At 61.9% G+C, this 26,200-nt stretch carries 23 protein-coding genes and 1 pseudogene; 19 read left to right on the forward strand and 5 right to left on the reverse strand.

The genetic code is table 11. The features are described from left to right. Nucleotides 1–43: 43 nt before the first annotated feature. From ACYCFC_RS02085 to ACYCFC_RS02135, 11 genes are all read left to right on the forward strand, one after another. Nucleotides 44–406, forward strand: a complete 363-nt coding sequence (locus tag ACYCFC_RS02085; RefSeq protein WP_459653009.1) for a DUF2513 domain-containing protein — start codon at nucleotides 44–46, stop codon at nucleotides 404–406. A 326-nt stretch (nucleotides 407–732) separates the two neighbouring features. Further along, a complete protein-coding gene (locus ACYCFC_RS02090; RefSeq protein WP_459653010.1) occupies nucleotides 733–1,077 on the forward strand; it encodes a toxin in 345 nt (114 codons plus the stop codon). Continuing rightward, nucleotides 1,074–1,388, forward strand: a complete 315-nt coding sequence (locus ACYCFC_RS02095; RefSeq protein ID WP_459653011.1) for a helix-turn-helix domain-containing protein — start codon at nucleotides 1,074–1,076, stop codon at nucleotides 1,386–1,388. Before ACYCFC_RS02090 ends, ACYCFC_RS02095 begins: the two co-directional genes overlap by 4 nt. A gap of 86 nt (nucleotides 1,389–1,474) precedes the next feature. Further along, nucleotides 1,475–2,431: a hypothetical protein gene (locus ACYCFC_RS02100; RefSeq protein WP_459653012.1), complete on the forward strand. Its 957-nt coding sequence runs from the start codon at nucleotides 1,475–1,477 to the stop codon at nucleotides 2,429–2,431. A gap of 134 nt (nucleotides 2,432–2,565) precedes the next feature. Next, a complete protein-coding gene (locus ACYCFC_RS02105) occupies nucleotides 2,566–6,759 on the forward strand; it encodes a tape measure protein (protein WP_459653013.1) in 4,194 nt (1,397 codons plus the stop codon). After that, complete coding sequence (locus ACYCFC_RS02110; protein ID WP_459653014.1) at nucleotides 6,756–7,661, forward strand: hypothetical protein; 906 nt, start codon at nucleotides 6,756–6,758, stop codon at nucleotides 7,659–7,661. The genes ACYCFC_RS02105 and ACYCFC_RS02110 overlap by 4 nt, the downstream gene beginning before the upstream one ends. Beyond that, nucleotides 7,658–9,232 (forward strand): glycine-rich domain-containing protein, encoded by a 1,575-nt coding sequence (locus ACYCFC_RS02115; protein WP_459653015.1) that lies wholly within the window; start codon nucleotides 7,658–7,660, stop codon nucleotides 9,230–9,232. Before ACYCFC_RS02110 ends, ACYCFC_RS02115 begins: the two co-directional genes overlap by 4 nt. Continuing rightward, entirely contained in the window at nucleotides 9,232–9,627 is a 396-nt protein-coding gene (locus tag ACYCFC_RS02120; RefSeq protein ID WP_459653016.1) for a hypothetical protein, read from the forward strand. The genes ACYCFC_RS02115 and ACYCFC_RS02120 overlap by 1 nt, the downstream gene beginning before the upstream one ends. Before the next feature lie 55 nt (nucleotides 9,628–9,682). Further along, the gene (locus tag ACYCFC_RS02125; protein WP_459653017.1) at nucleotides 9,683–10,123 is read left to right on the forward strand and encodes a lysozyme; all 441 of its coding nucleotides are present in this window, start codon (nucleotides 9,683–9,685) and stop codon (nucleotides 10,121–10,123) included. After that, the gene (locus ACYCFC_RS02130) at nucleotides 10,114–10,278 is read left to right on the forward strand and encodes a hypothetical protein (protein ID WP_459653018.1); all 165 of its coding nucleotides are present in this window, start codon (nucleotides 10,114–10,116) and stop codon (nucleotides 10,276–10,278) included. The genes ACYCFC_RS02125 and ACYCFC_RS02130 overlap by 10 nt, the downstream gene beginning before the upstream one ends. Next, the gene (locus ACYCFC_RS02135; protein WP_459653019.1) at nucleotides 10,271–10,753 is read left to right on the forward strand and encodes a DUF1353 domain-containing protein; all 483 of its coding nucleotides are present in this window, start codon (nucleotides 10,271–10,273) and stop codon (nucleotides 10,751–10,753) included. Before ACYCFC_RS02130 ends, ACYCFC_RS02135 begins: the two co-directional genes overlap by 8 nt. Here the strand turns inward: ACYCFC_RS02135 and ACYCFC_RS02140 are convergent. Both ACYCFC_RS02140 and ACYCFC_RS02145 read right to left on the reverse strand, forming a co-directional pair. Beyond that, nucleotides 10,698–10,907, reverse strand: coding sequence for a hypothetical protein (locus ACYCFC_RS02140; RefSeq protein WP_459653020.1), 210 nt, complete (start codon nucleotides 10,905–10,907; stop codon nucleotides 10,698–10,700). The two genes, ACYCFC_RS02135 and ACYCFC_RS02140, sit on opposite strands and share 56 nt — an antisense overlap. Further along, the gene (locus ACYCFC_RS02145) at nucleotides 10,904–11,143 is read right to left on the reverse strand and encodes a hypothetical protein (protein WP_459653021.1); all 240 of its coding nucleotides are present in this window, start codon (nucleotides 11,141–11,143) and stop codon (nucleotides 10,904–10,906) included. The genes ACYCFC_RS02140 and ACYCFC_RS02145 overlap by 4 nt, the downstream gene beginning before the upstream one ends. A gap of 305 nt (nucleotides 11,144–11,448) precedes the next feature. Here ACYCFC_RS02145 and ACYCFC_RS02150 point away from each other — a divergent pair, with 305 nt between their 5' ends. Both ACYCFC_RS02150 and ACYCFC_RS02155 read left to right on the forward strand, forming a co-directional pair. Continuing rightward, nucleotides 11,449–12,546, forward strand: coding sequence for an efflux RND transporter periplasmic adaptor subunit (locus ACYCFC_RS02150; RefSeq protein WP_459653022.1), 1,098 nt, complete (start codon nucleotides 11,449–11,451; stop codon nucleotides 12,544–12,546). Between the two features lie 5 nt (nucleotides 12,547–12,551). After that, on the forward strand, nucleotides 12,552–15,632 hold the full coding sequence (locus tag ACYCFC_RS02155) for an efflux RND transporter permease subunit (protein WP_459653023.1): 3,081 nt from the start codon (nucleotides 12,552–12,554) through the stop codon (nucleotides 15,630–15,632). 31 nt (nucleotides 15,633–15,663) lie between these two features. Here the strand turns inward: ACYCFC_RS02155 and ACYCFC_RS02160 are convergent. Next, nucleotides 15,664–15,900, reverse strand: a pseudogene (locus ACYCFC_RS02160) (TetR/AcrR family transcriptional regulator); the annotation flags it as partial. Between the two features lie 294 nt (nucleotides 15,901–16,194). Here ACYCFC_RS02160 and ACYCFC_RS02165 point away from each other — a divergent pair. Together ACYCFC_RS02165 and ACYCFC_RS02170 are read left to right on the forward strand one after the other, a co-directional pair. Further along, nucleotides 16,195–16,974: a PhzF family phenazine biosynthesis protein gene (locus tag ACYCFC_RS02165; RefSeq protein ID WP_459653942.1), complete on the forward strand. Its 780-nt coding sequence runs from the start codon at nucleotides 16,195–16,197 to the stop codon at nucleotides 16,972–16,974. Nucleotides 16,975–17,140: 166 nt separating this feature from the next. Then, nucleotides 17,141–20,266 carry a transglycosylase domain-containing protein gene (locus ACYCFC_RS02170; protein WP_459653024.1) on the forward strand — a complete coding sequence of 1,042 codons (3,126 nt, stop codon included), beginning with the start codon at nucleotides 17,141–17,143 and terminating at the stop codon, nucleotides 20,264–20,266. Between the two features lie 46 nt (nucleotides 20,267–20,312). Here ACYCFC_RS02170 and mapR read toward each other — a convergent pair whose 3' ends face one another. Both mapR and ccoG read right to left on the reverse strand, forming a co-directional pair. Further along, a complete protein-coding gene (gene mapR, locus ACYCFC_RS02175; protein WP_459653025.1) occupies nucleotides 20,313–21,722 on the reverse strand; it encodes a GntR family transcriptional regulator MpaR in 1,410 nt (469 codons plus the stop codon). A 68-nt stretch (nucleotides 21,723–21,790) separates the two neighbouring features. Next, nucleotides 21,791–23,206, reverse strand: a complete 1,416-nt coding sequence (gene ccoG, locus ACYCFC_RS02180) for a cytochrome c oxidase accessory protein CcoG (RefSeq protein ID WP_459653026.1) — start codon at nucleotides 23,204–23,206, stop codon at nucleotides 21,791–21,793. A 341-nt stretch (nucleotides 23,207–23,547) separates the two neighbouring features. Between ccoG and ACYCFC_RS02185 the strand changes: the two genes are divergently transcribed. The 4 genes from ACYCFC_RS02185 (at nucleotide 23,548) to wrbA (ending at nucleotide 26,114) form a co-directional block, all read left to right on the forward strand. Further along, on the forward strand, nucleotides 23,548–23,913 hold the full coding sequence (locus tag ACYCFC_RS02185; RefSeq protein WP_181082403.1) for a CidA/LrgA family protein: 366 nt from the start codon (nucleotides 23,548–23,550) through the stop codon (nucleotides 23,911–23,913). After that, nucleotides 23,910–24,620: an LrgB family protein gene (locus ACYCFC_RS02190; RefSeq protein ID WP_459653027.1), complete on the forward strand. Its 711-nt coding sequence runs from the start codon at nucleotides 23,910–23,912 to the stop codon at nucleotides 24,618–24,620. The genes ACYCFC_RS02185 and ACYCFC_RS02190 overlap by 4 nt, the downstream gene beginning before the upstream one ends. A 151-nt stretch (nucleotides 24,621–24,771) precedes the next feature. Next, nucleotides 24,772–25,470: a pirin family protein gene (locus ACYCFC_RS02195; protein WP_459653028.1), complete on the forward strand. Its 699-nt coding sequence runs from the start codon at nucleotides 24,772–24,774 to the stop codon at nucleotides 25,468–25,470. Between the two features lie 44 nt (nucleotides 25,471–25,514). Beyond that, on the forward strand, nucleotides 25,515–26,114 hold the full coding sequence (gene wrbA / locus ACYCFC_RS02200; protein ID WP_181082400.1) for an NAD(P)H:quinone oxidoreductase: 600 nt from the start codon (nucleotides 25,515–25,517) through the stop codon (nucleotides 26,112–26,114). The last annotated feature ends 86 nt before the right edge of the window (nucleotides 26,115–26,200 follow it).

A 26,200-nucleotide genomic window follows, 5' to 3' on the forward strand; every position in this document is an offset into this window, starting at 1 on the left:
TTTGCCCTAACCCAGCCTAGTGCTGGGTTTTCTGGAGAGGTAAATGAAAAGAGACTGGGAGCTGGTCAGGAAAATACTAATGGCCGTGGAAGGGCTGCAGTCTGGAGCCCAGGCAGTGACAGGCAGAGACGTGCCGGGATATGACCACGCCTTGGTTTCATACCACATATTCCTGATGAAAGAGGCGGGGCTGCTCGATGCCACATGCTCCAGTGGGTTTGGCAGCGGGCGCGAATGCCACGCCTTTGAGCTGACATGGGCAGGCCATGAGTTCCTTGACCAGATCAGGACGCAGGGCGTCTGGAACAAGACCGTAGGAATAATTCGAGAAAAGGGGCTTGAGTTGTCGTTTGAGACAATCAAGACCGCAGCAGCAGCTGTAGCCGCAAGTATTCTGAGAATGTAACGAAATTCAATATCTCAACCCAGCCCCGCGCTGGGTTTTTGCGTTCACCGAAGAAGAGGAAGCAACAATGCACACCACTGAGTCCCGCAACAAAATTCGCAACTGCCTGGATCTTCTGGGTGTAGCGCTCGCTCACCACGGCCACGAATGGTCCGATGAGGAGCGCCGCGCCTATGAGAGCGCTATCGAACTCCTCACTTCTGGCGATTGTACGGAGACTGATTCGTCGGCTTCAGGCTAATGCCAGGCTTTGGCGCAGAGTTCGGCGGCAGTATCTTGCAGGCAAGCCTTGCTCAAATATGAGCAACTTGCGTATAGTTCCACCCATGAAAGCCGTCTTCTTCGAGACCACCAGCTTTACCGCAACCGTTGGTGAGTACCTTACGGATGACGAGTATCGGCAGCTGCAAAACGACCTTGTGGCCAGCCCGGAGCTTGGCGCTGTAATGCCCAGAACCGGAGGCTTCCGAAAGGTGCGCTGGGCCGATGGACGAAGAGGGAAGGGTAAGCGGGGCGGCTTGCGAGTCATCTATTACTGGTTATCTGGTGATGGTCAGTTCTGGATGTTCGCCATCTACGACAAAGATGAGCTTGAGAGCCTCACTCCAGATCAGGAGAGGGCGCTCAAGAAAGCCATCGGTGATGAGCTGAAGCTGCGAGGTGCCAAATGAAAAAGCGCGATCTGTTTGCCGAAATGATGCAGGGCGTCGGTGAAATGGCCGCCCAGCGTGAGGGCAAAATCACCCTTCGCCAGTACACGGTTGATGCCAAGCCCGCGCCGGAAGTGAGTCCTGAAGAAATTGTCGGTCTCCGAAAGCGCCTGCGTATGTCGCAAGAAGTATTCGCCCGGCGCATCCGGACAAGCCCGGCCACTCTCCGTAACTGGGAGCAGGATAAGGCCAAGCCCAACGCACAGGCGGCACTGCTGATCAAGCTCGTCGAGGAATACCCCGACATGGTGGATCGCCTGGCGACCGTTTAACCCAGCCGCGAAACGACCACCCAGCCTAGCGCTGGGTGTTTGTGCTGTCGCTTTGCTACCCTAGGTTTTTTCAGGGAGGGCAGGGCATGAAGCGGATTTTGATAGTGACGGGCATGGCGCTGGCGCTGGCGGGGTGCGGGGATTCTGGTGGTAAGAAGGTGGCTGCCCCAGAGCTTTCCATTGACAGGTCAGCCTGCAGATCTGGCGCGGCGGATGTTGGTGAGGTGGTTCGCCCTGTAAGAAGTATTACTTTGAGATCCGCCCCATCTGCCGCCGCCCCTTATGTCATCAACGAAAAGGCGACCCAGGTTCTAAAGGAGACTCACTACCATAATATTGGGTCTGAAGGGTTGGTCTATGTGAGCTGCACGCAAGGTGATTTCTCGCATGTTGCCAGGACAGAGCCTGAGTGGCTTAAAGGTATTGGTGGATGGGTCAGCACGAAAGAGTTGCGGTTCAAGAATGATCCTGACGACCCGTATGAGGGAAAAATATCAGAATGGATTCTAGAAGATTATTCTGACAGCTCCCTGATTGATGGGGGAGACAGCTCAGATCCGGCATATAAAAGATTCACAAAAAAGACAAAGGAAATTAATGAGCAAAAGATCGCCGCTGCAAAGAAGGCTATTGATTCCGGCAAGTGCCAGCATGTGTCTAGCGTTCTGTTTATGAGGCGCGAAAGCGTCCTGAGCAATATGAAATACATGGTTGACTGCGAAGAAGATAAAAGACTTGAAATTACAAGTGGTGATCTTTTGTCGGGGGGCGAGATAAGGACAAATTCTGAGAGGGCTGTAAGCCAGGCTGACGCAATGGCTAGGTGCAAAGAGCTGGTGCTAGGAAAGGCTAACCATAAAAACACTGTTCGTTTTAGCGAGTTGCTAGGCTCTAGCTATTACAAAGCCCCGGTGACAGGAAACGTTCGCCTGACTCTGGATTTTGAGGCGCAGAATGGCCTCGGTCAGAAGATTGGCCATCGGGCAATATGTATTTTCGAGCCGGGCGATTTAGCCGGAGAGTTAACTATTACAGAAAGGTAAGGCCCCTGGCTCGCCAAACCCGCTTCGGCGGGTTTTTTAATACCCAAAGCAAAGCACCGGACATTCGCAACAGCGTAGCCCCAACAACAAAACACCGACCGCCGCTGGCGGTTTTTTTTCGCCTGGAGAAAATCATGAGCCAAGAGTCAAGGCTATCAATCGTCCTTGAGACGCGCTCTGCGGAGCAGCAGGCAAGGGATCTGGCGAAAGCCCTGGAGGCCTTGGAGCGCGTGGGCCTTGGCGCCTCGGGATCGGCCGGCAGCGCAGGCAAATCATTCGTCGGCACAGGAAGGGATGCAGCTACTGGCGCGCGCGGCGTGGACCAGATGAACAGCTCGCTGTCTTCCACTGACAAAGCCGCTAATACCGCGATGGTCTCGCTGAAGCGCCTGTTTGCTACTGCAACTGCTGGTATCGGCGCAATGAGCGTGGTTGGCGCTGCCGACACCTGGTCCGATCTGACCTCCCGAGTTCGCCTGTCTATTGGCGCCCATCAGGACGTTACGGCTGTTATGTCGCGCCTGTCGGATATTGCGCGCGGCACTTACTCCAGTCTTGAGTCTACCGCCGAGGCGTTCGCGCAGAACTCCGTAACGTTGCGCGCCCTGGGGAAATCAACGCTTGAGCAGCTGAACTACACCGAAGCGCTTAATAATGCCCTGGTTGTTTCTGGCGCGAAGGGCGAGCGGGCGCAAATGGTGCAGAACAGCTTGTCGCGCGCAATGGCAGAGGGCGCGCTGCGCGGCGAGGACCTGAACAACGTTCTGAACTCAGGCAGTCGCGTAGCTGAGGCACTGGCAGAGGAGCTTGGCACAGATATCACGCAGCTTCGCCGGCTGGCCGCTGAGGGCAAGATCACTGGCGAGGTGGTCTTCACCGCACTGACCAAGATCAACGAGACGCTGAAAGATGAAGCGGCCAAGATGCCGGCCACCATCGCGGACGGCTTCTTGCTCATGCGAAACGCTGCGCTGCAGTCAATAGGGGTTTTCGACCAGCAGGCGAAGGTTTCCGAGGAGATGGCCGCGAGCTTGGTCAGCGTATCGGATGCGATCCGAGACACCGACTGGTCGCCATACATAAAGACCGTTGGCGTGGCCGCTGCCGGCGCTATTGCCCTATATACGGCCCGCATGGGCGTCGCCACGATTGCTACCCTCGCCCAGGGCAAGGCTTCACTATCTGCCTCAATGCAGCAGGCAGTCCTGACGGCGCAGGTCAACGGCACAAGCGTGGCCGCTGCGCGCGCTACCGTCGCAATGCGGGCGCTCAACCTTGCCATGGGGCCGGCTGGTTGGATTGGCCTCGCTGCGTCGGCTGCTGCTGGCCTGTATCTGTTCAGCGATGGCGCAGACGCAGCCACGGAAAGCGTGGACCTTCTTGCCCAGTCATCCGAGGAGGCTGCCAAGGCCATCAAGGATCTGTCGAGCATCCAGGCGCAAAAAGCGCTGGATGACTTGACGCTCAACAGCGGCGGCATTGGTCAGGTCTGGGGCTCGCTGCTGGGCGGCGGCTCCGGTTCTAGTTCGGGTGGTGGCGGTATGAACTGGGGCAGCCTTGTAGATATCGGCAAAAACATCTATTCGGTGTACGACGCTCTCACTGGCGTCGGCTCGGCAATGTACACCGGCTACCAGTCGGGCGGTCTGACCGGCGCGCTTGGCGGCGGGGCGAACTACTACGGCTCGATGCTGAGCAATGCCTATAGCACAATCGCGCAATGGTTCGGTGGCACTGCAACCTCAGCGGCCACCACTGCGGCCACTGAGGCGGCTCTAGCAGCGGCTGCAAAGGGCACTGCCGGCTACATGCTGGACGTGACTACAGGGCAGATCGTCAACACGGCTACCACCGCAGGCGCAAATGCGGTGGCAGGTGGCGCGGGCAGCGGAGGGGTGCTGTCGTCCATTTCAGGGATGCTATCTAACCCGTACACCTGGGCTATTGCGGGGATGATCGCCAGTTACAAGCTGTACGGCCAGGGCGTAAAGGCTGACGGGAGCGAAGTAAGGGACACATTCAAAGAGTCCGGGTCAAGCGGCGCTGCTGATGTCCTTGGGGACGTGCTCGGAGGGGCGTCCTCCGCAATCAGACTCATGGATAAAGCGCTCACCCACATCTTCGTTGACCCTTTAAACCTCTTCGGAGACGCAGCTGATAAGTTCACTGCCGTCATTACAGGCTCTCCGGTAACGCAGGCAGTTAACCTGGCGCTTGCCCGCCTGTTCGGCGGAGGCGAGAAGTACAAGCGCACCGTAGGCTCCGCACAAGGCACCTACTCAGCCGGCGAGTACACCGGCCTCGGCGCGGTCGAGTCCATGTACAGCGGATCGAAGCGCTTTGGCGATGACTTCGACAGGTCGCTGCATGACCTGAACGAGGCGTTCTCCAGCAGCCTGGGCGGGCTGTTCGAGATGTTCGATATCGACTCGGACATCATGACCACCGCCGAAGCCCGCCTGCGCCGCACGTCGGGCAAGCTGGCTGCGACGTTCACAGCGTCGTTTGACGATCAGACCATCACCCTGATGGAGCAGTACGGCAAGAAGGCCCGGATCGAACAGTCAATGCAGGCGTGGTTCGATGACGTCATGGGTCGCGGTTTGTCCCAGGCTATCGGCCAGTCGCAACTACCTGAATACCTCAAAGAGCTAACTGCCGGGCTGACAAAGGCGGCGGAAGTCAGCGAGGCGGTAGGTGGCCTTTTCGCCCGCTTCGATGGCGTTAACACCACTATCGAGACGCTTAATTTCCGCGTATTCGAGATGACCGACGCAGGTCTTCGTGGTGCCGATGCGCTGCTGGACCTGAGCGCGGCCATCGCCGGTCTGGAAGATCCGACAGCTGCGGACAAAATCGCCAGCCTGACGAGCCTGACCTCGACCTACTACGACCAGTTTTTCACCGATGCGGAGAAAGCCGCACACACTCTCGATGCTGTAGCTCGGGCATTTGAGGGTGCGGACATCGTTTTGGCGGAGTCGCGCGGCGCGTACCGGGCGATGGTCGAGGATATCGACCTGACGACGGAAGCCGGTCGGGAAATGTTCGCCACGCTCATGGCCCTGAGCGGCCAGGCTGCGACGTACTACAGCACGCTGGAACGGCAACTAATGGGCGCGGTGGATGCGAGCTTTGCAGCGCTGCAGCAGGCCGTCGACGCTGAGCGCAAGAGCTTGCAGGGCGCGCACGCGGAGCACGTCAGTGCGCTGAATGCATCGGCAGCATCAGCAGCGTCCAGCATTTCGGCGCTCACGGCGATCAGCGGCAATCTGGATGCTGCGCTCAAGCGACTGCGCGGCACGTCAGACGATTCTGTTCGGGCGCTGCGTGCGCAGGCAGTGATGACGCTCAATAGCGCGCTGGTGCAGGCGCGGGGAGGGGAGTCGCTGGCTGGCGTCGACGGGCTGCAGGATGCGCTTGATATTGCGACACAGATGGACAAATCCACCTACGCGACGATGCAAGACTTCGAGCGGGAGCAGGGGCGGACGGCAAACCTCATCGCAGAGCTGGAGGCGGTCAATGGCAAGCAGCTGACTGTTGAGCAGCGGCTGCTCCAGGCTGCCAACGACCAGATCAGGCAGGCGCAGGTGCAGTTTGATTCGGAGATGTCGCGGCTGGACTCGCATCTGTCGTTTGCCCAGCAGCAGCTCAACGCGCTTAACGGCGTGGATGCGTCGATTAAGACGGTAGAGCAGGCAGTCAAGGGGCTGAATATCTCCATCGTAAACGCCCTGCCTGCCAGTCCGGCAGGGGGTGGTGGTATTCCTTCCCCGTCGCAGGGCGGCACGCTCCTCGACACGATCTATCAGAGCGTGCTGGGGCGCGAGGCAGACGATGCCGGTATGTCGTATTGGCAGGATCAGCTGGCCAGCGGGGCTGTGAGCGTTGGCGGTCTCGCAGACGCGATCCGGGAGGCTGCGATTCAGGCGGGCGAGGTGCCAGCCTTTGCTTCGGGCGGCTACACCGGCCCCGGCGGCAAATGGGAGCCAGCCGGCATCGTCCACAAGGGGGAGGTGGTCTGGTCACAGGCCGACGTGGCTCGATGGGGTGGCGCGGGGCTGGTTGACTCGATGCGCCAGTCTGGCCCGGAACTGGAGGTCACCGGCCCGAGCCGCATCTACAGCGCAGGCCAAACGGCAGCGATGCTCAATGGCGGCGGTGAAAGCGCGGCAGAGGTACGAGCCATGCGCCGCGAACTGGCCGGAGTCCGGGATGATCTGCGCCAGATCGCAAAAAACACGATGGACACACGCAGTGAGGTCCGCCAGCAGACGGCAACCATGGTGATCCTTGAATCGGAAAAACAGGTGGTGAACGGATGATTGTCGCTAGAGCAGTGCAGGTAACGCCGGCTCGCCTGATCGAAACCAACGTGCCGGAAAATGACCATCCGGCATGGGTCGCCGGCACGTATGAGGTCGGTGCCATGGCGATGAAAGATCGTCACGTCTGGTACTCGGCAAAAGCCGATAACGCGGCGGTTCCGGGCGAAGAGACGACGCTGCCGCTTGCGTGGATTGACGAAGGACCGATCAACGCATGGCGCATGTTCGACAAGCGGCGAGGGCAGACTTGGCAGATCGGCACCTTTACCGAAAACCCCGAATCAATCGATGTGGTTTTTCAGGCAGCCGAGGTGATTAATGCGGTCGGCCTCGTCGGAGTTGACGCTGCGTCTGTTCGCGTCGTGATGACTGTGCCCGGCGACGGCGTCGTGTACGACAAGACAACCGAGATGACCGACTACGGCGTCGACAGTTGGTACGACTACTTTTTCGCCCCGCTTGAGCGCCGCGACAGTGCTGCCTTGCTCGATCTGCCGCCCTACGGTAACGCGCAGATCCGCGTCATCGCCTCTGCCCCTGGCGGCGTAGCGAAGATCGGCAGCCTCGTATTCGGCTACCAAGAGACCCTAGGCATTTCAGTGTTCGGCACGTCCGCAGGCTTCGAAAGCTACTCGGTCCAGAAGTTGGATGCCTGGGGCAACCTCACAATTACGCCAGGCGGTGCACGCGACTTCGTTGACTTCGACGTTGATATCGAGACGCAGCGAACGGGTTATGTGAGGCGCCGAATTGCCGAGCTGCGCGATATCCCAACTCTCTACGTTGGTGCGGCCGGGGTTGAGATAACAGTCGTCATCGGCATCAGCGGCAATTTCCGCGTCGTCCTCAGCAATCCAGCACTTTCAAAATCAGCTATCGAAGTTAGGAGCATCCAATGACAGTTCCACAAATCGACCATTTTTCGCCGGCGCCAAACCGGCAAACTGACTCGCGCGAGCAGTTCACCATCAAGGCTGACGCACGCATGGCGGAGGAAAACCGTTTCACCGGGCAGGCGAATGAGCTGGCGACGTTCATCAACCAGCGCGCCATCGACGCCGATGCCAGGGCTATTGCGTCAGCCGCTAGCGCCGACGCCTCGTCCGCAAGCGCCGCAAGCTCAGCAGCATCGGCGGTCATGGCAGGTGAGCATAAAGATGCTGCCCAATCTGCTGCATCGACTGCGGAATCCGACCGCATAACGGTCGCGGGGCTGGCAGGTGAGGTAGCAGCAAACACTCTGCAAGTCGCCGCCGATAAAGATCAAGTTGCAACTGACCGGCAGGCTGTTGCGGACATGCTCGACGTAATCTCAGATGGCCCGGTTGTGTCGGTGCAGGGGAAGAGTGGCATCGTAACGCTGGACCCTACGGACGTGCTACCGCCGATTGCCGGAAATGCAAGGCGGCCTCTTGTGGTTAGTGAGGACGGCGCGGGGGTGGAGTGGGGTGTGCCCGCCAATGCTGCTGCGCTCATCAGAGAGACTCGCGCCAGTGGTAGTGAGCTTGGCTATGGCGACATGGGCAAACTCATTGACATCACCAGCGGGACGTTTACACAGACCTTTGCCCCTGCTGCCACGCTCGGAGATGGATGGTGGCTCTATCTGCGCAACGCGGGTGGCGGCGATATTACGCTCAAGCCGGCAGGGTCCGAACTGATTGACAGTCTGACCAGCTACATCATGTACCCCGGTGAGTGCCGGCTGATTCAGTGTGATGGGGTGGCGCTGCGGTCGGTTGTGCTGAATGCTTTCTACAAGGTGTTCGCGGCAAGTGGCAACTTCATGAGGCCGCCGGGATATGCTGCGTTTAGGGGCTTCCTCTGGGCGGGGGGTGGCGGTGGCGGAAGAGCGGGCGCTCCTATCAGCGCGTATGTGGGTGGCGGGGGCGGCGGGGGCGCTTGCGCTCCCTTCGAGATTCCGGCATCAGCGTTCAGCGAGACTCAGGGCTTTGTGATCGGGGCTGGTGGCGCTGGGCAGACCAACATCCCAACCACTAACTCCGAAAGCGCCGCTGGCGGGGGGGACAGTTCTATTGGTTCTTTCGTTCTCGCCTATGGCGGTGGCGGCGGGGGTGGCGCGCTCAACGTCAATGGCGGCGGGGGTGGCGGAGGCGGGACGTTCTCCGCCGGGATTACTTCTGTCGGGTCAACCCCAGGTAGCGCTGGGCTGGGAGGCGCCGCTAGTGCCGGCGGAGGCCTTACTGGTGCTTCCGCTGAATATGGCGGGGGCGCCGGGGGAGGTGGTTTATCGATGTATGGCGGTGGGGGTGGCGGAGGCGGGTCTACTTCCGCTACGGTTCGTGCCGGGGGAACTTCACGCTACGGCGGGGCGGGTGGCGCTGGGTGCACCACGGGACTACCGCCCGGTGCCGGAGTTATCCCCGGCGGTGGGGGTGGGGGCGGGTCAGCCAATTATAATGGCGGCAACGGCGCTCGCGGCGAACTCCGCATCTGGGGGATCATCTAATGCGAGCGCACATCATTGAAAACGGCGTCATCACGAACACTATTGAGGTCGAAAGCCTCGACTTCATGCCGGGGCTTGTCGAAGCCACCGAAGGCTCGATAGGCGACCTCTACATCGACGGTCAGTTCGTCAAGCCACAGCCCCCGGCACCGAATATCCCCGAGTCAGTCACCATGCGCCAGTGCCGCATTGCCCTGCTCGATGTCGGCCTGCTCGACGCCGTGAAGTCGTCTATCGCCACCATGCCCGGTACAGAAGGCGAACGCGCCCGTATTGACTGGGAATACGCGCAGGAGGTTCGCCGCGACTGGCCGCTGATCGGGTACATGGCCGGCGATCTTGGTCTGACGGATGAGCAAGTTGACGGCCTGTTCATGGCTGCCTCTGCGATCTGACCCATCCGCGACACACAGACCCGCTTCGGCGGGTTTTTCTTTGCCTGGAGAAGCCATGCACATTTCAGAAACCGGCCTGGCGCTGATCCGCCAGTTCGAGGGGCTGCGCCTGTCCGCGTACCGCTGTCCCGCAGGAATCGCGACCATCGGCTACGGCTCGACCGCTGGCGTGCAGATGGGCCAGACCATCACCGCCGAGCGTGCCGAGGAGCTGCTGCGAGAGGACGTGCGCCAGTTCGAGGCGGCTGTATCTCGGCTGGTAAAGATGCCGCTGAACCAAGGCCAGTTCGATTCGCTGACCTCGTTCGCGTTCAACCTCGGCGCTAAGTCGTTGGAGCAATCGACGCTGCTGCGCCTGCTTAACGCGGGCGACTACTCCGGCGCTGCGGCTCAGTTTGACCGTTGGGTCTACGCCTCGGGCAAGAAGCTGTCCGGGCTCGTCAAACGCCGCGCCGCTGAGCGGGCACTGTTCGAAGGGAAATCACCATGCGCCTGATCGCTGCCGCCTGCCTGCTGCTCACACTCCAAGGCTGCGCCGCCTCGCTCGCGTCCTACTACTGCGGCAAGCCTGCCGTAGACCGTGCGGCCTATCGTGCCGTGATGGACACCCGGACAGCCCCGCACAAGGTGAGGGTTGAATGCTATGAGTGAAAATGCATGGTTCTCCGGCGCGCTGGATCTTCGCGCATACAAGCCGGGCGAGTGGGTGCTACTGGAGCCGTTCCGGTATCACGCTCGTGATGGCCGAGAGTTCACGGTGCCGCGCTGGTTCGTGACTGACCTCGCCTCCACGCCGTGGCTCGTCAAGCCGCTGCTGAGCGGCGAGGATCGAATGGCCGGCGTCGTGCATGACTGGCTTTTCTGTTCGCAGTGCGTGCCGTGGGCAGACGCCAACGACCTCTATAGCGAGATGCTGGACGTTCTGCATTGGGGCAGGATCAAGCGCGGCGCGGCATCGGCTGGTCTGGCGATCGGCAGCTATCCGCGATACCGGGCGTGCGACGGTGGGCCGCGCGAGGAAGACTTCGCATGGGAGTTCATGTCCGCAGCAGAGCGTGAGGCGTACCGGATTAGGTTTGGGCTAGGCATTCCAGCGCGAACTGAACCGGGTAGGGCGCCGGCCTAAAGGTCGGGCTATCCTCGTCGCTCAGGTAGTAGCGAATGGAGCGGTCGGTAATGCCGAGAAGCTCGGCCGCATTGCGCTGGCTAACCCCGCTGCGATCAACCAGCCCGCGCAGGTAGCGCGGGTCGGGGTTATGCTTGGAGGCATCAGGCTTCACGCTTCGACCCACCGCTCGTCTTCTGCGCTGTACTCGACCCTTACCACTTCGCTCAGGTCATCCCAGCCGCTTTCAAAGTCAACGGAGCCGGTCGCGGCGTTCATATATACGTCTTCGGCAGTCTCAACGATGCGGCCATGGTCTTCAGCCGCAACATACTCGCGGGCTTCTTCAATGGAAGTTACACCGTAGATCGGGAAGATTTCGCCGGCTTTCTGTACGTAGTATGCGCTCATGGTGTCTCTCCTGTTTCGCCTCGCCTTATTGGCTGGCATGTGTCTAATGTAGTAGGAACATTGTTCCTATGCAATAGGGCGAGACGATATTTTTACGGAAGGGGATTGGGTTGCCCGGACGGGCTGAGGTTGGCCGAGGAATCCCGTACCAAATTTTGTACCAATCATGGGTGATACAGGGTGCGAATGGGCCTTTCGCCGCCACTGTGCAAGCGAAAGAATGCCTCCTTCACACCCCATAGCACCCTGCTTTACTATACCCGGCAGTATAAGTATTCACGTTCGTTTTGCGAGAGAGAACCCGCGTGCCCAGACCTGCCCTGCTTTTCATCGGTGCCCTTGGTTTCGCCTTGCTGGCCGGCTGTGGCAACGGTGAGCCCGAATCCATCTCGGTGCGCCCGGTGATGGTGGTCCAGCCGCAACCGGCGAGCGAAGCCTTCGCAAGCTATCCGGGCGAGATCCACGCCCGTTACGAGCCCGAGCTGGCGTTTCGTATCGGCGGCAAGGTGGTCGAGCGCCTGGTCGAGGCCGGTGAGCGCGTGCGCAAGGATCAGCCGCTGGCCAGCCTCGATCCGCAGGACGTGCGCCTGCAGCTCGAAGGCATTCGCGCCCAGGTGGCGGCTGCCGAGGCGAATCTGCGGGTCGCGCAGGCCGAGCATGAGCGCTACAAGACCCTGATGCAGCGGCAACTGGTCAGCCGTTCGCAGTTCGACGCCTCGGAAAATGCCTACCGTTCCGCCCAGGCACGCTTGCAGCAGGCGCGTGCCGAGTTCGACGTGGCCAGCAATCAGGTCGATTACGCCGTGTTGCGCGCCAGCCGTGACGGGGTGATTGCCCAGCGCCGTGTCGAGGTCGGCCAAGTGATTGCCGCCGGCCAGACGGCCTTCGTCCTGGCCGCCGACGGCGAGCGCGAGGTGGCGATCAATTTGTCCGAACAGGCGCTGGAGCGGTATTCGGTAGGCCAGGAAGTGGCGGTGGAACTCTGGTCACAGCCGGGCAAGCAGTATCCGGGACGAATTCGCGAACTGTCGCCGGCGGCTGATGAACAGTCCCGGACCTATTCGGCGCGGGTGGCCTTTGCCCAGGCCGATGTGCCGGTCGAGCTGGGCCAGAGCGCACTGGTATCGATTCGCAGCGCCGAGGAAGTATCGCTCGCGGTGCCGTTGTCCGCCGTCACCGCCGAGCAGGGCAAGGCGTATGTCTGGCGAGTAACGGAAGAGGCCACCCTGGAGCGCGTCGCCGTGCGCATCGGCGCCTTCGGCGAAACCCAGGTGCCGGTGCTGGCGGGGCTGCGGGCCGATGACTGGGTCGTCATGGCCGGTGTGCAGCTGCTGCATGAAGGCCAGGCGGTCCGGCCCATCGACCGCGACAATCGTCCGGTTGCGCTGGCTGGCCAGGAGTAATCGCGATGCGCTTCAACCTCTCCGCCTGGGCGCTGGGCAATCGGCAGATCGTGGTCTTTCTCATGCTGCTGGTGGCCGCCGTGGGCGTGCTCTCCTACGGCAAGCTCGGCCAGAGCGAGGACCCGCCGTTCACCTTCAAGGCGATGGTGATCCAGACCCACTGGCCCGGCGCCACCGCCGAGGAAGTGTCCCGCCAGGTCACCGAGCGCATCGAGAAGAAGCTGATGGAGACCGGCGCATACGAACGTATCGTCTCCTTCTCGCGACCGGGCGAATCCAACGTGACCTTCATGGCGCTCGATTCGTTGCGCTCCCGGCAGATTCCCGATCTCTGGTACGAAATACGGAAGAAAATCGGCGATATCCGGCATACCTTGCCCGCTGGCGTACAGGGGCCGTTCTTCAATGACGAGTTCGGTACCACCTTCGGCAATATCTACGCGCTGACCGGCAAGGGTTTCGATTACGCGGTGCTCAAGGATTACGCCGACCGCATCCAGTTGCAGCTGCAACGGGTCAAGAGTGTCGGCAAGGTCGAGCTGATCGGCCTGCAGGACGAGAAGATCTGGATCGAGCTGTCCAACGTCAAGCTGGCCACCCTCGGCGTGCCGCTCGAAGCGGTGAAGCAGGCGCTCGAAGCGCAGAATACGCTGATGTCGGCGGGCTTCGTCGAGACGCCCAGCGACCGCGTGCAGTTGCGCGTGACGGGCAGCTTCGAGACGGTCGAGCAGATTCGTGATTTCCCCATCCGGGTAGCGGGGCGGACCTTCCGCATCGGCGATGTGGCGCAGGTCTATCGCGGCTTCAACGATCCGCCGGCGCCGCGCATGCGCTTCATGGGCGAGCCGGCGATCGGCCTGGCGGTGTCCATGAAGGACGGCGGCGATATCCTCCTGCTCGGCGAGGCGCTGCAGAGCGAGTTCGCCCGCCTGCAGCAGGAACTGCCTGCGGGCATGGAGCTGCGCAAGGTTTCCGACCAGCCGGCGGCGGTGAAAACCGGTGTCGGCGAGTTCGTCAAGGTGCTGATCGAGGCGCTGGTCATCGTCCTGCTGGTGAGCTTCTTTTCCCTCGGTGTGCGCACTGGCCTGGTGGTGGCGTTGTCGATTCCGCTGGTGCTGGCGATGACCTTCGCCTCGATGCACTACTTCGATATCGGCCTGCACAAGATTTCCCTCGGCGCCCTGGTGCTGGCGCTGGGGCTGATGGTGGACGATGCGATCATCGCGGTGGAGATGATGGCGATCAAGATGGAACAGGGCTTCGACCGGCTCAAGGCCGCCAGTTTCGCCTGGACCAGCACGGCCTTTCCGATGCTCACCGGCACCCTGATCACCGCCGCCGGGTTCCTGCCGATTGCCACCGCGCAGTCCAGCACGGGCGAGTACACGCGCTCGATCTTCCAAGTGGTGACCATCGCGCTGATCGCCTCCTGGATCGCGGCGGTGATGTTCGTGCCGCTACTGGGTGAGAAACTGCTGCCGGATCTGGCCCGGCGCCATGCGCAGAAACATGGCGGCAGCGACCGTGGCCACGACCCCTATGCGACGCCTTTCTACCTACGGGTGAGACGGCTGATCCACTTCTGCGTGCGTTGGCGCAAGACGGTGATCGTGCTGACGCTGCTGCTCTTCGTCGCCTCCATTGGGCTGTTTCGCATCGTTCCGCAGCAGTTCTTCCCGGCGTCGAGTCGCCTGGAGCTGATGGTCGACCTGAAACTGGCCGAAGGCGCCTCGCTCAAGGCCACCGAAGCCGAGGTGCGGCGCCTGGAGGAGATGCTCAAGGCGCGCGCCGGGATCGACAACTACGTCGCCTATGTCGGCAACGGTTCGCCCCGTTTCTATCTGCCGCTGGACCAGCAGCTGCCAGCGACCAGCTTTGCCCAGTTCGTGGTGCTGGCCGACAGCATCGAGCAGCGTGAAGCCCTGCGCAGCTGGCTGATCGAGCGCCTGGAACATGACTTCCCGAACCTGCGCGGTCGCGTCAGCCGCCTGGAAAACGGCCCGCCCGTGGGCTATCCGGTGCAGTTCCGGGTGACCGGCGAGCATATCGATGTGGTGCGCGACCTGGCCCGCCAGGTGGCCGCGAAGGTGAGGGCGAATCCGCATGTGGTCAACGTCCACCTCGACTGGCAGGAGCCGAGCAAGGTGGTCTGGCTGAATATCGATCAGGACCGTGCCCGCGCCCTCGGCGTGAGCACGCTGGAGCTGTCGGGTTTTCTCCAGCGCACCTTCACCGGAGCCACGGCGAGCCGCTTTCGCGAAGACAACGAACTGATCGAAATCCTCCTGCGCGGCACCGCACGCGAGCGTGAAACCCTGTCGATGCTGCCCAGCCTGGCGATTCCCACCGCCAGCGGGCGCAGCGTGCCGCTGGCACAGGTCGCGACCCTGGAATACGGCTTCGAGGAAGGGGTGATCTGGCACCGCAACCGCCTGCCGACGGTCACGGTGCGCGCCGATATCTACGGTGAGCAGCAGCCGGCCACGCTGGTGAGGGAGATCGAGCCCACGCTGAACGAGGTGCGCGAGGCGTTGCCCAGCGGCTACCTGCTGGAAGTCGGCGGGGCCGTGGAGGATTCCAGCCGTGGTCAGGCTTCGGTGAATGCCGGTATACCGTTGTTCATCATCGTCGTGCTGAGCCTGCTGATGATTCAGCTCAGGAGCCTCTCGCGCACGGCCATGGTCTTTCTCACGGCGCCTCTGGGGCTGATTGGCGTCACGCTGTTCCTGCTCTTGTTCGGCCAGCCGTTCGGCTTCGTCGCCATGCTCGGCACCATCGCGCTGTCGGGGATGATCATGCGCAACTCGGTCATCCTGGTCGATCAGATCGAGCAGGACATCGGCGCCGGCCATGATCGTTTCAGCGCCATCATCGATGCCACCGTGCGCCGCTTCCGGCCCATCGTGCTGACCGCGCTGGCGGCGGTGCTGGCGATGATCCCGCTGTCACGCAGCGTGTTCTTCGGTCCCATGGCGGTGGCCATCATGGGCGGGCTGATCGTCGCCACGGTGCTCACGTTGCTGTTTCTGCCGGCGCTTTATGCGACGTGGTTTCGCGTCCATGAGAAGGAAGTCGCCAGAAACTGAGCGACTTTTGGGGCGTGTCATAGCCGCCGGCTCAGATACCGGCGGCGCTGAGTAGCAGCTGTGCGGCATCCTTGGCATCCCGCGCCTGTTCGCCGGGGCCTTCGATGTGGGCCATGCTGAGCGCGCCTTCGAGCAGATATTGCAGTTGGCGTGCGAGTTTCCAGCACTGCAAGGATCAACTCTTCCTTGAATTGAAGTGCTTGTACAAAGTCATCTTGGCTACGCCGGGTTCCGCCAGGATCCGGCCAATACCCGTGGTGTGATACCCGCTACTTTTTCAGGGGAGACACGCTCGGCCAACCCGAAAAGCCAAATGCCAAAGCTGGAGATATTCAACCGGTGGATCGGCGGGAGCTCACGGCCTGGGGGTTCTATCCCGGCTGGGTGCAGTCCTATGTGAACCGAGCTGAAGCGACGTCTGGCTCGCATTTGGTGGCTTGGCGCGGCCATGCCGCCATAAGTGAAATAGCCAACGAGGCTCAGTTTCGGAAATGATCAAAGACGAATAGGCTGATCGGCAGCCGATGGTTAGCCCGCGAGGATGTTTGAGATGCAGTTGCCAATTTTCCAGGTCGATGCCTTCACGAATGAACGTTTCAAGGGCAATCCGGCCGCCGTGGTGCCGCTGGAACAGTGGCTGAGTGATGCGCAGATGCAGGCCATCGCTGCGGAAAACAACCTTTCGGAAACAGCCTTCTTCGTCCGTGAACCCGATGGCGCCTTCCATATCCGCTGGTTTTCGCCGCTGACTGAAATCGACTTCTGCGGTCACGCGACGCTGGCCAGCGCGTTCGTGATCCTCGAGCAGGGGATTGCCAAGGCTCCGCTGACCTTTCGTGCCGCTGCTGTAGGGGATATCCCGCTTACCCGACGCGACGATGGGCTGCTGGAAATGAGCTTTCCCAATCGTGCGCCGGAGCCGGTCGCCGAGCCGCCGCAAGCCTTGCTGGATGCTCTTGATATCGTCCCTGAGGCGGTGCTGAAGAATCCTCAGGCCTGGTTCGTCGTCTATGCAGACGAGGCGCAGGTGCGTGCCGCATCGCCTGATCTCGAAGCGCTCAAGGCGCTGGCGCCGCTGGATGTGGTGGTGACGGCGTCTGGCGATCGGCAGGATTTCGCCTCGCGTTATTTCTGGCCCGCAAATGGCGGTGATGAAGATCCGGTCACCGGTTCCATCCATGCCGGCCTGGCGCCCTATTGGGCCGCGCGTCTGGGCAAGTCGTCGCTCGTCGCGCTGCAAGCTTCGAGGCGCAGTGGTTTGCTGCACTGCCGCGTTGAGGGTGAGCGTGTATTCGTTGCTGGCGGCGTGGTGAAGTACCTGCAGGGTAGTGTCGAGATTTAGTCCACTTGCCTCATGGCGGTAGCCATCATGAGCGGGCTGATCGTTCACGCTGCTGTTTCTGCCGGGGCTCTATACGGCCTGGTTCAGGGGGCGCGAAGGGGCTGACTGACGAACCGCCATAAGCTACGCTCAGGTCATGACTCCCCAGGAAGCCAGGCCGAAAACAATGGGCGCAGTATGGCGGTCCGACAGATCCCGTGCGGGTAGCGGCAAGCGTGCGCCAATACCCGGCGAGGCGGGAAAGAAAACCAGCAACGGTCGCCGACTGGCACGCCGTATGGGCTGGCTGCTGATCGTTTCCCTGTTGGCTGGTGGCGGCTACGCGGCCTGGCATGAAATGCACAGCTCCAAGCTGCAGGCGCTATGGCTGAGCCGTTACGCCGACAATCTCGATTACCAGCTCAAGCCCGGCGCCAGCCCCAGCATCCTGTTTCCCGAGGCCGGGCCTTTCGACCGTCGCCTGGGTTACTCGCAACTGCCGGATTTTCTTGAACGGCTGAAGGCCAATGGCTTCGCCATCGAGCAACAGGTGCGCTTTTCGCCGGCGTTGCAGCGCTACGTCAGCCGGGGTTTCTTCGTACCCTACTTGGAAAAGTTCCAGGCCGGGCTGAGCATCGATGATTGTCGCGGTGAGCCGCTGTACGCCAACAGTTACCCGCACCAGTACTACGAAACCTTCGAGGAGGTGCCGCCCCTGGTGGCTATGAGCCTGCTGTTCATCGAGGATCGCGGGCTGCTCGATGCCGGGCGTCCGCTGGCCAATCCGGCGGTGGACTGGCCGCGTTTCACCCGAGCGGTCATCACCCAGGTGGAAAGGCAGCTTGGGCTGACGGGACAGACGGCTGGCGGCAGTACGCTGGCGACTCAGGTGGAAAAATACCGGCATTCGCCGGAAGGCCGGACCGGCAGCGCCGAGGAGAAGCTCCGGCAGATGGTTTCCGCCAGCGTGCGGGCTTATAGCCAGGGACAACTGACGATAGACGCGCGCCAGCACATCGTGCGTGACTACCTTAACAGCGTGCCCCTGTCCGCCGCTTACGGGCATGGCGAGGTGCATGGCATCGCCGATGGCTTGCGGCTCTGGCTCGGCGCTGACTTCGCCGAGGTCAACCGCCTGCTCGACTCGCGCCGCAATGCCGATACGCCCCTCGATGCCCAAGGTCTGGCGCTGCGCCAGGTGCTGTCTCTGCTGATCGCCCAGCGTCGCCCGTCCTATTACCTCGTCTCCGGGCACAAGGAGCTGGCGGAACTCACCGACAGCCATCTGCGCCTGCTGGCCAACGGCGGCGTGATCGACACCCGGCTGCGCGATGCGGCCCTGCAACAGCAGGTGGTGTTCCGTGATCTGCGCCGCGAGCCGGGCATCCGCGAAGTGGCTGCGAACAAGGGCATCAGCGCCGCACGGATGCGCCTGAGCAACCTGCTGGGCGTGTCGCTGTATGAGCTCGATCGCCTTGATCTGGCGGCAACCACACCGTTGCATGGCGAGCTGCAGAGTCAGATCAGCGCCTATCTCGAGCGCCTGGCCGACCCTGGGTTCGCTGGCGAGGTCGGGTTGTTTGGCGAACGGATGTTGTCGCCGGAGCGCACCGCCGACGTTCGCTACAGCTTCACCCTGTTCGAGCGCGGTGAGCAGGGCTTTCGCGTAAGGGTGCAGACCGACAACACCAACCAGCCGTTCGACATCAACGAGGGCAGCAAGCTGGAGCTGGGCTCCACGGCGAAGTTGCGCGTGCTGACCACCTATCTCGAAATCATCGCCGAGCTGTATGAGCGTCATGCCTGGCTGAGCCGTGATGAGTTGCGCCAGGTCGAGGCGCATGATCCGCTGACGCGCTGGGCTTTGGGATATCTGATCCGGACGCCTGAGCCCAGCCTGCCGGCGATGCTCGATGCGGCGCTCGAACGGCGCTATTCGGCCAGCCCCGGCGAGCGCTTCTTCACCGGTGCCGGCATGCACAGCTTCGGCAACTTCCGTCGCGAGGATGACAGTCGCCTGCCCACCATGCGCGAAGCGCTGCGGGAGTCGATCAACCTGCCGTTCGTGCGCCTGATGCGTGATCTGGTGAGCTACAGCACCTACCAGACGGCCAATGGCGCCGAGCTGCTGAAGGATGACGACAATCCGCAGCGCAGTGAATACCTGAAGCGTTTTGCCGATCGTGAAGGTTCTGTGTTCCTGCTGCGGTTCTGGAAAAAATACCGGGGCAAGAGCGCCGATGAGCGTATCGAAGTGTTGCTCGATGGCATGCGGCCCACGCCGTCACGCCTGGCTGCCGTCCATCGCTATCTGATGCCGGATGCTGGCCGCGCGGACTTCGACCGTTTTCTCACGGCGCGCCTGCCCGATGCCGCGCTGGGTGATGCCGCGCTCGCCTCGCTGTATGAACGCTACGGCCCCGGCGCCTACAGTCTGCCGGATCAGGGTTATATCGCCCGTGTGCATCCGCTGGATCTGTGGCTGCTCGGTTATCTGATCAGGTATCCCGAGGCGGGTATCGTCGAGGCCATTGCCGCCAGCGCCGACGAGCGCCAGGAAGTCTATGGCTGGCTGTTCCGCAGTCGTCACAAGAGCGCTCGCGACAGCCGCATCCGGATCATGCTCGAAGTGGAAGCCTTTACCGACATTCATCGCCGCTGGCAGCGCCTGGGCTATCCCTTCGAGCATCTGGTGCCCTCGCTGGCCACCGCGCTGGGCAGCTCCGGCGATCGCCCGGCGGCGCTGGCGGAACTGATGGGCATCATCGTCAACGACGGCGTGCGGCTGCCGAGCGTGCGCATCGACAGCCTGCATTTTGCCCGCGACACACCCTACGAGACGCGTCTGGGCATCAGCCCGGATACCGGTGAGCGGGTACTGCCGAGCGAAGTGGCAGCCGCCTTGCGCGCAGCGCTGCACAGTGTGGTCGAGGAGGGCACTGGCCGTCGCCTGCGAGGCAGTTTCCTGCAGGCTGATGGCGAACCCATGCGTGTGGGCGGCAAGACCGGTACGGGCGACAACCGAATCCAGACCATCGGTGCCGGTGGCCGGCTGATCAGCTCCGCCGCGATGAATCGCACCGCCACCTTCGTCTTCTTCCTCGGCCCGAATCACTTCGGCACCCTGACGGCCTACGTGCCGGGGCACAAGGCGGACAGCTTCCGCTTCACTTCGGCCTTGCCGGTGCAGGTGCTCAAGGGCATGGCGCCGATTCTCCAACCTTATCTGCAGGGCGGTGAGCAGGCGCAGTGCCAGCCTGCGGCGCAGCCGATAAAGCCCACCCTGACCGCCGGTGCGGACGCGAAACCCTGAATGCAGGTCCTCGCAAAGGCCGAACGAGTTCGGTTCTATGGTTCATTCAGAACGATTTGATCATCCGTCCCAGCAGCTCCATGGCCTTTTCACTGCGGGCATCCCAGGGATGGCCGTGGTTCAGCCGCGCGCAGTTTCTGAAGCGCCGGGTGGCGGAGAAGATCGGGCCGGGCGCCAGGCTGATGCCCTGGGCCAGCGCCAGCTGCAGCAGTTGCAGCGAATCGACCTGCTCAGGGAATTCGAACCAGAGAAAGTAGCCACCGCTCGGGCGAGTCACCCGCGTGCTGGCGGGAAAATGCCGGGCGGCGGAGGCGAGCATGGCGCCCTGCTGCATTTCCAGCGCGTGGCGCAGCTTGCGCAGGTGGCGGTCGTAGCCACCATGCTGCAGGTAGTCGGCGATGGCCGCCTGCGCCGGCACTGAAGGTGAAATGGTGGTCATCAGCTTGAGCCGACTGATCTGCTCGGCATAGCGTCCACCGGCGACCCAGCCGACCCGGTAGCCCGGTGCCAGGCTCTTGGAGAATGAGCCGCAGTGCATCACCAGGCCATCGCGATCATGGCTCTTGACCGGCTTCGGCGGCTCGCGGGTGAAATACAGCTCGGCGTAGACATCATCTTCGATCAACGGCACCTGATGACGTTGCAACAGCGCGTAGAGCTTCTGCTTGCGAGTTTCGCTCATGCTGGCGCCCAAGGGGTTCTGCAGGCTGCTCATGAACCAGCACGCCTTGATCGGCAGGCTGGCGAGGCTGTCGGCAAGAACATCCAGGTCGATGCCTTCGCGTGGATGTACCGGGATTTCCACGGCCTTGAGCTTGAGGCGCTCCAGCACCTGCAGCGTGGCATAAAAGGCCGGCGCTTCGATGGCGACCAGATCGCCCGGTTCGGTCACCACTTGCAGACAAAGATTCAGCGCTTCCATGGCGCCGGTGGTGATCACCAGTTCTTCCATCGGCAGCCTCACGCCGCCGACCATGTAGCGCAGGGCGATCTGCCGGAGCAGGTCGGGATTGCCGCTGGTCATCTCGCTGATCACCTCGCGCGCCGGCATGTCGCGCACGCTCTGCGCCATCGAGCGCGCCAGCCGCTGCAGTGGAAACAGGTCGGCGCTGGGAAAGGCCGAACCGAATGGCACCGTATCGGGATCACGCAGCGAGCCGAGTACCGAGAACACCAGTTCGCTGACGTCAACCTCGGTGGTTTCGGCTGGGCGCGGGCTGACATCCGGTTCATGCAGCGGGCGCTTGGCATGCTCGCGTACGAAATAGCCCGAGCGCGCTCGCGCCTGGATCAGCCCGCGATCCTCCAGCAGGTAATAGGCCTGGAACACCGTGGACGGACTGATGCCCCAGGTACGGCTGGCGTGGCGTACCGAGGGTACCTTTTCCCCCGGTTCCAGCGCGCCGGTGCGGATCAGTTCGGCAATCTCGTCAGCGAATTTCTCGTAGCGTTTCATCGTGTCCGGGCTCGGTGCGGCATTGCCTGGGGACGATACTGCACCAGGATGGCTAGGCGCATGCGTTATCAGCGGTTGGCCGGTGCTACAAAGGTACTGTCGGCGCGCGCCACGCTGGCTGGATCGTTTAGGTCGCGTACCTCGAATTGCAACCGGCGACTCAGGCCCTGGGCCTTTCCGGCATCGACCAGCGCCACGCTCAGCGGCAGGCTGAAGATTTCTCCCGGCGCCAGGCTGAGTTCACGCGAGCCTTGCAACTGGAACGGCCCGTCACCAAGCGATACGGCGTACTGACGATGCTGCTGGGTCTTGTTGATGACCTTGAGGCTGTACATGTTCTCGACCTGGCCCTGGCCGTTCTCGCGGAACAGGGTGCGGTCCTTGGTGACATCCAGCGAGAGCAGGGGGCGTTCGGCCAGCGCCCAGCCGAAGGCGCCGAACATCAGCAGCAGCGCCGCCGCATAGCCAATCAGGCGGGGGCGCAGCAGCCGGGTTTTGCCACCCTGCAGGGCGTGTTCGGAGGTATAGCGCACAAGACCTCGGTCATAGCCCATCTTGTCCATGACCTCGTTGCAGGCATCGATGCAGGCGCCGCAACTGATGCAATCGAGCTGCAGGCCGTCGCGAATGTCGATGCCGGTGGGGCAGACCTGCACGCACAGCGTGCAATCGATGCAATCGCCGAGGCCCTGCGCACGCGGGTCGCTGTCCTTGCGCCGTGCGCCGCGCTGCTCACCGCGGCTTGTGTCGTAGGAAACCACCAGGGTGTCGGCATCGAACATCACGCTCTGGAAGCGCGAATAGGGGCACATGTGCAGGCAGACCTTCTCGCGCAGCCAGCCGGCATTGATGTAGGTGGCGGCGGTGAAGAAGAACAGCCAGAAGCCGGTCGTCACCCCCACTTGCAGTGTGAACACATCACGCACCAGCTCGCGGACCGGCGTGAAGTAGCCGACGAAGGCCAGCGCGGTGGCCAGGCTCACAGCAAGCCAGAGTACGTGCTTGGCTGTGCGACGCAGGATTTTCCCGGTCGACCAGGGCGCGGCGTCGAGCCTGATGCGCTGGCTGCGGTCGCCTTCGGTGACCTTCTCGGCCCACATGAAGATCCAGGTCCAGGTGCTTTGCGGGCAGGTATAGCCACACCAGATGCGGCCTGCCAGGACGGTGATGAAGAACAGGCCGAAGGCGGCAATGATCAACAGCGCCGAAAGCAGAATGAAATCCTGCGGCCAGAAGGTGGCGCCGAAGATATGGAACTGCTGTTTGCCGATATCCCAGAGCACCGCCTGCCGGCCATTCCAGTTCAGCCATACCGTACCGAAATAGAGCAGAAACAGAATGCCTGTGCCAAACAGTCGCAGGTTGCGAAAAAGGCCGCTGAAACTGCGGGTATGAATAGGCCCGCCGGCCTGGGCTGGTGTCAGGCGTATGGGCTTGTCCGGGTCAACGGTGTCGATGATCCTGGCTGTAATTCGTTCGGTCATGGCATTGCCCCCTCAGGCTTTCAGGCGGGGTGGATGATCGATGGGATACTGTTTGAGTAACAGACTCAGATGTTTTTCAAAAATACGGATCAGTTGGTGTGAAAGGATGGCTTTCAGGAAGTGGATGAATCTGTACTGATCTATGTCAGCTGGTTTGGTGTGCTGGCAACTGATCCGTATTATTAGGGTGCATCTGACTCTGTTAGCGAGTGCCTATTTGGGCGATAGTCGCCTGTTTCGCCGTACGAAGACGCCATTCTGCGCAAGCTCGCAGAGCCGCTTGCCGTGCTGGCTGCGATTGGCGGGCTTTCTCCGTTCTGCCTGACGTCCAAGGAACCACCATGATTCTCAAAGGCCTGACCTGGCTGATATTGCTGCAGCTGCTCGGCAGCGTCATAAATCTCCTGCTGCTGCCGGCGCTGCCCGGTCCCATCATCGGCATGGTGCTGCTGTTCATTGCGTTGCTGCTGCGCCGGGGCATTCCCGAGCCGCTGGAGAAAACCGCTGCGTTGCTGCTGCAATATCTGCCGCTGCTGCTGATCGTTCCGGCGGCAGGCATCATGACCAGCAGTGATGCGCTGCTGGGTGACCTGCCGGCCATCGCCGCTGGCCTGGTGCTGTCGCTGATCATCACCGTGCCGTTCTGCGGCTGGCTGATGCAGGTGCTGATCCGGCGCATGGATCGCCGGCAGGAGGACAAGGCATGAGCAATCTCGACCTGGCCACGGTCTGGACGCTGACCCTGGCGCATCCGCTGTTCTCGGCGGGCCTGACCCTGATCGCTTTTCAGCTGGCCTTGGCGCTGTACCGCCGCAGTGGCTGGCTGGTGCTGCAGCCGGTGATGATCGGCATGCTGCTGGTGGTGAGCGTGCTGCATCTGAGCGGGCTGGATTACCAGACCTATCGCGAAGGCGCGTCGATGATCGCCATATTGGTCGGTCCGGCCACCGTGGCGCTGGCGATACCGCTGTATCGTCATCTGCGGCGCATTCGGCAGTTGTTCTGGCCGATCCTGATCACGCTGGGGGTGGGAGGCGTGCTCTGCGTAGGGCTGACTCTGGTGATCTCGGGGGCCATGGGCGCGGACATGACGGTGCTGATGAGCCTGGCGCCGAAGGCGGCGACCATGCCGATCGCGATGCTGGTGGCCGAGCAGATCGGCGGTCTTGCCTCGCTGGCGGCGGTCTTCGTAATGCTCACCGGGGTGATAGGCACGGCACTGGGGCCGCTGCTGCTGGGTTGGGCCGGCGTCGATCATCCGGCTGCACGTGGTTTGAGCTATGGCATCAATGCCCACGCCATCGGCACGGCGCGTGCTCTGGAAGAGGGTGAGGAATGCGGCGCTTTCGCGGCGCTGGGTATGAGTCTGCTGGGGATTCTGATCGCCTTGTTCGTGCCGCTGACGCTTGGCTGACAGTAAAAGCTATCGATATATCAAGTTTATCGATAGCTTTGCGCAGTAAATTCCAACCATAAGGGAGTGTATTCGATAGAAGATGGTCTCAATCAAGGCCATGGCCCTGCTGAAACGCGGGGTTGGCATCCAGTGAGCGAGGCTGCAATCAATGATCGAATTACGTCCACGTAGCGAACTGGGTCGGGCCAGTCACGGCTGGCTCGACACCCATCACCATTTTTCCTTTGCCGACTACCACGACCCGTCGCGCATGCACTGGGGACGGCTGCGCGTCTGGAACGACGACAGAATCGCGCCTCACTCGGGCTTCCCGACCCATCCCCACCGCGATATGGAAATCATCACCTACGTGCGCAAGGGCGCCATCACGCACGAGGACAGCCTCGGCAATCGCGGTCGAACCGAGGCCGGCGACGTACAGGTAATGAGCGCCGGTACCGGTATCGCCCACAGCGAATTCAACCGGGAAGACGAAACCTGCGAACTCTTCCAGATATGGATCTACCCTGATCGTAGCGGGCTGCCGCCGAGTTGGGGTACGCAGCCTTTTCCGCGAGGTGAGCGCGCCGGCGTCTTCGTGACCCTGGCCAGCGGTATCGAGGACGACACCGACGTCCTGTCGATTCGCGCCGATGCGCGGCTGGTGGCGGCGACACTTTCTGCCGGACAGGTTGCCCAATACCCGATTGAAGAAGGCCGAAAGGTCTATCTGGTCCCGGCCAGCGGACGGATCGAGGTCGGTGATGTCATTGCCAGCAGTGGCGACGGCGTGGCGGTGCGTGATGAGGTTCTGCTGAGCGTGAAAGCCTTGGAAGATAGCGAAGTGGTGCTGGTGGATGTCCGCTGAGCGGGCTGGCAATTCAACCTGATCTGATCAAAGAGGAAGAAATAATGGCGAAGATTCTTGTGCTCTACCATTCCATGTACGGCCATATTGAAACCATGGCCAACGCCATCGCCGAAGGCGCGCGCGGCGTTTCGGGTGCCGAGGTGACCATCAAGCGGGTGCCGGAGACGATGCCTGAAGAGGTGTTCAAAAACGCTGGCGGCAAGGCCGACCAGGCTGCGCCGGTGGCCAGCCCGAGCGAACTGCCCGACTACGATGCGATCATCTTCGGCACACCCACCCGCTTCGGCAACATGTCCGGGCAGATGCGCAACTTCCTCGACCAGACCGGCGGGCTCTGGGCCAAGGGCGCGCTGCACGGCAAGGTCGCCAGCGTCTTTACCTCCACGGGCACCGGCGGTGGCCAGGAGATGACCATCACCTCCACCTGGACCACCCTGGCGCACCACGGAATGATCATCGTGCCGACCGGTTATGGTATCGGCGAATTCTTCGATATTTCCGAAACCAACGGCGGCACGCCCTACGGCGCCTCGACCATTGCCGGTGGCGACGGCTCGCGCCAGCCTTCCACCAAGGAACTGACCATCGCCCGCTACCAGGGCGAGCTGGTGGCCAAGACCGCAATCAAGCTCAAGGGTTGATCTGAAGGCGTAGAAGGATTACGTCTTCAATATCTGGATTACGCCTTCGGAAACCCGGATTACGCCTTCGGCTAATCCAGGCTACG

This window comes from Stutzerimonas sp. NM35, from assembly GCF_054604355.1.

Excerpts from the sequence above, each read along its gene's own strand:
- ACYCFC_RS02095 (WP_459653011.1), top strand. The coding sequence starts at position 1,074 with ATGAAAAAGCGCGATCTGTTTGCCGAAATGATGCAGGGCGTCGGTGAA.
- ACYCFC_RS02135 (WP_459653019.1), top strand. The coding sequence starts at position 10,271 with ATGAGTGAAAATGCATGGTTCTCCGGCGCGCTGGATCTTCGCGCATAC.
- ACYCFC_RS02195 (WP_459653028.1), top strand. The coding sequence starts at position 24,772 with ATGATCGAATTACGTCCACGTAGCGAACTGGGTCGGGCCAGTCACGGC.
- ACYCFC_RS02090 (WP_459653010.1), top strand. The coding sequence starts at position 733 with ATGAAAGCCGTCTTCTTCGAGACCACCAGCTTTACCGCAACCGTTGGT.
- ACYCFC_RS02125 (WP_459653017.1), top strand. The coding sequence starts at position 9,683 with ATGCACATTTCAGAAACCGGCCTGGCGCTGATCCGCCAGTTCGAGGGG.
- ccoG (WP_459653026.1), bottom strand. The coding sequence starts at position 23,206 with ATGACCGAACGAATTACAGCCAGGATCATCGACACCGTTGACCCGGAC.
- wrbA (WP_181082400.1), top strand. The coding sequence starts at position 25,515 with ATGGCGAAGATTCTTGTGCTCTACCATTCCATGTACGGCCATATTGAA.
- ACYCFC_RS02155 (WP_459653023.1), top strand. The coding sequence starts at position 12,552 with ATGCGCTTCAACCTCTCCGCCTGGGCGCTGGGCAATCGGCAGATCGTG.
- ACYCFC_RS02105 (WP_459653013.1), top strand. The coding sequence starts at position 2,566 with ATGAGCCAAGAGTCAAGGCTATCAATCGTCCTTGAGACGCGCTCTGCG.
- ACYCFC_RS02170 (WP_459653024.1), top strand. The coding sequence starts at position 17,141 with ATGGGCGCAGTATGGCGGTCCGACAGATCCCGTGCGGGTAGCGGCAAG.
- ACYCFC_RS02100 (WP_459653012.1), top strand. The coding sequence starts at position 1,475 with ATGAAGCGGATTTTGATAGTGACGGGCATGGCGCTGGCGCTGGCGGGG.
- ACYCFC_RS02185 (WP_181082403.1), top strand. The coding sequence starts at position 23,548 with ATGATTCTCAAAGGCCTGACCTGGCTGATATTGCTGCAGCTGCTCGGC.
- ACYCFC_RS02145 (WP_459653021.1), bottom strand. The coding sequence starts at position 11,143 with ATGAGCGCATACTACGTACAGAAAGCCGGCGAAATCTTCCCGATCTAC.
- ACYCFC_RS02130 (WP_459653018.1), top strand. The coding sequence starts at position 10,114 with ATGCGCCTGATCGCTGCCGCCTGCCTGCTGCTCACACTCCAAGGCTGC.
- ACYCFC_RS02085 (WP_459653009.1), top strand. The coding sequence starts at position 44 with ATGAAAAGAGACTGGGAGCTGGTCAGGAAAATACTAATGGCCGTGGAA.
- mapR (WP_459653025.1), bottom strand. The coding sequence starts at position 21,722 with ATGAAACGCTACGAGAAATTCGCTGACGAGATTGCCGAACTGATCCGC.
- ACYCFC_RS02120 (WP_459653016.1), top strand. The coding sequence starts at position 9,232 with ATGCGAGCGCACATCATTGAAAACGGCGTCATCACGAACACTATTGAG.
- ACYCFC_RS02115 (WP_459653015.1), top strand. The coding sequence starts at position 7,658 with ATGACAGTTCCACAAATCGACCATTTTTCGCCGGCGCCAAACCGGCAA.
- ACYCFC_RS02190 (WP_459653027.1), top strand. The coding sequence starts at position 23,910 with ATGAGCAATCTCGACCTGGCCACGGTCTGGACGCTGACCCTGGCGCAT.
- ACYCFC_RS02110 (WP_459653014.1), top strand. The coding sequence starts at position 6,756 with ATGATTGTCGCTAGAGCAGTGCAGGTAACGCCGGCTCGCCTGATCGAA.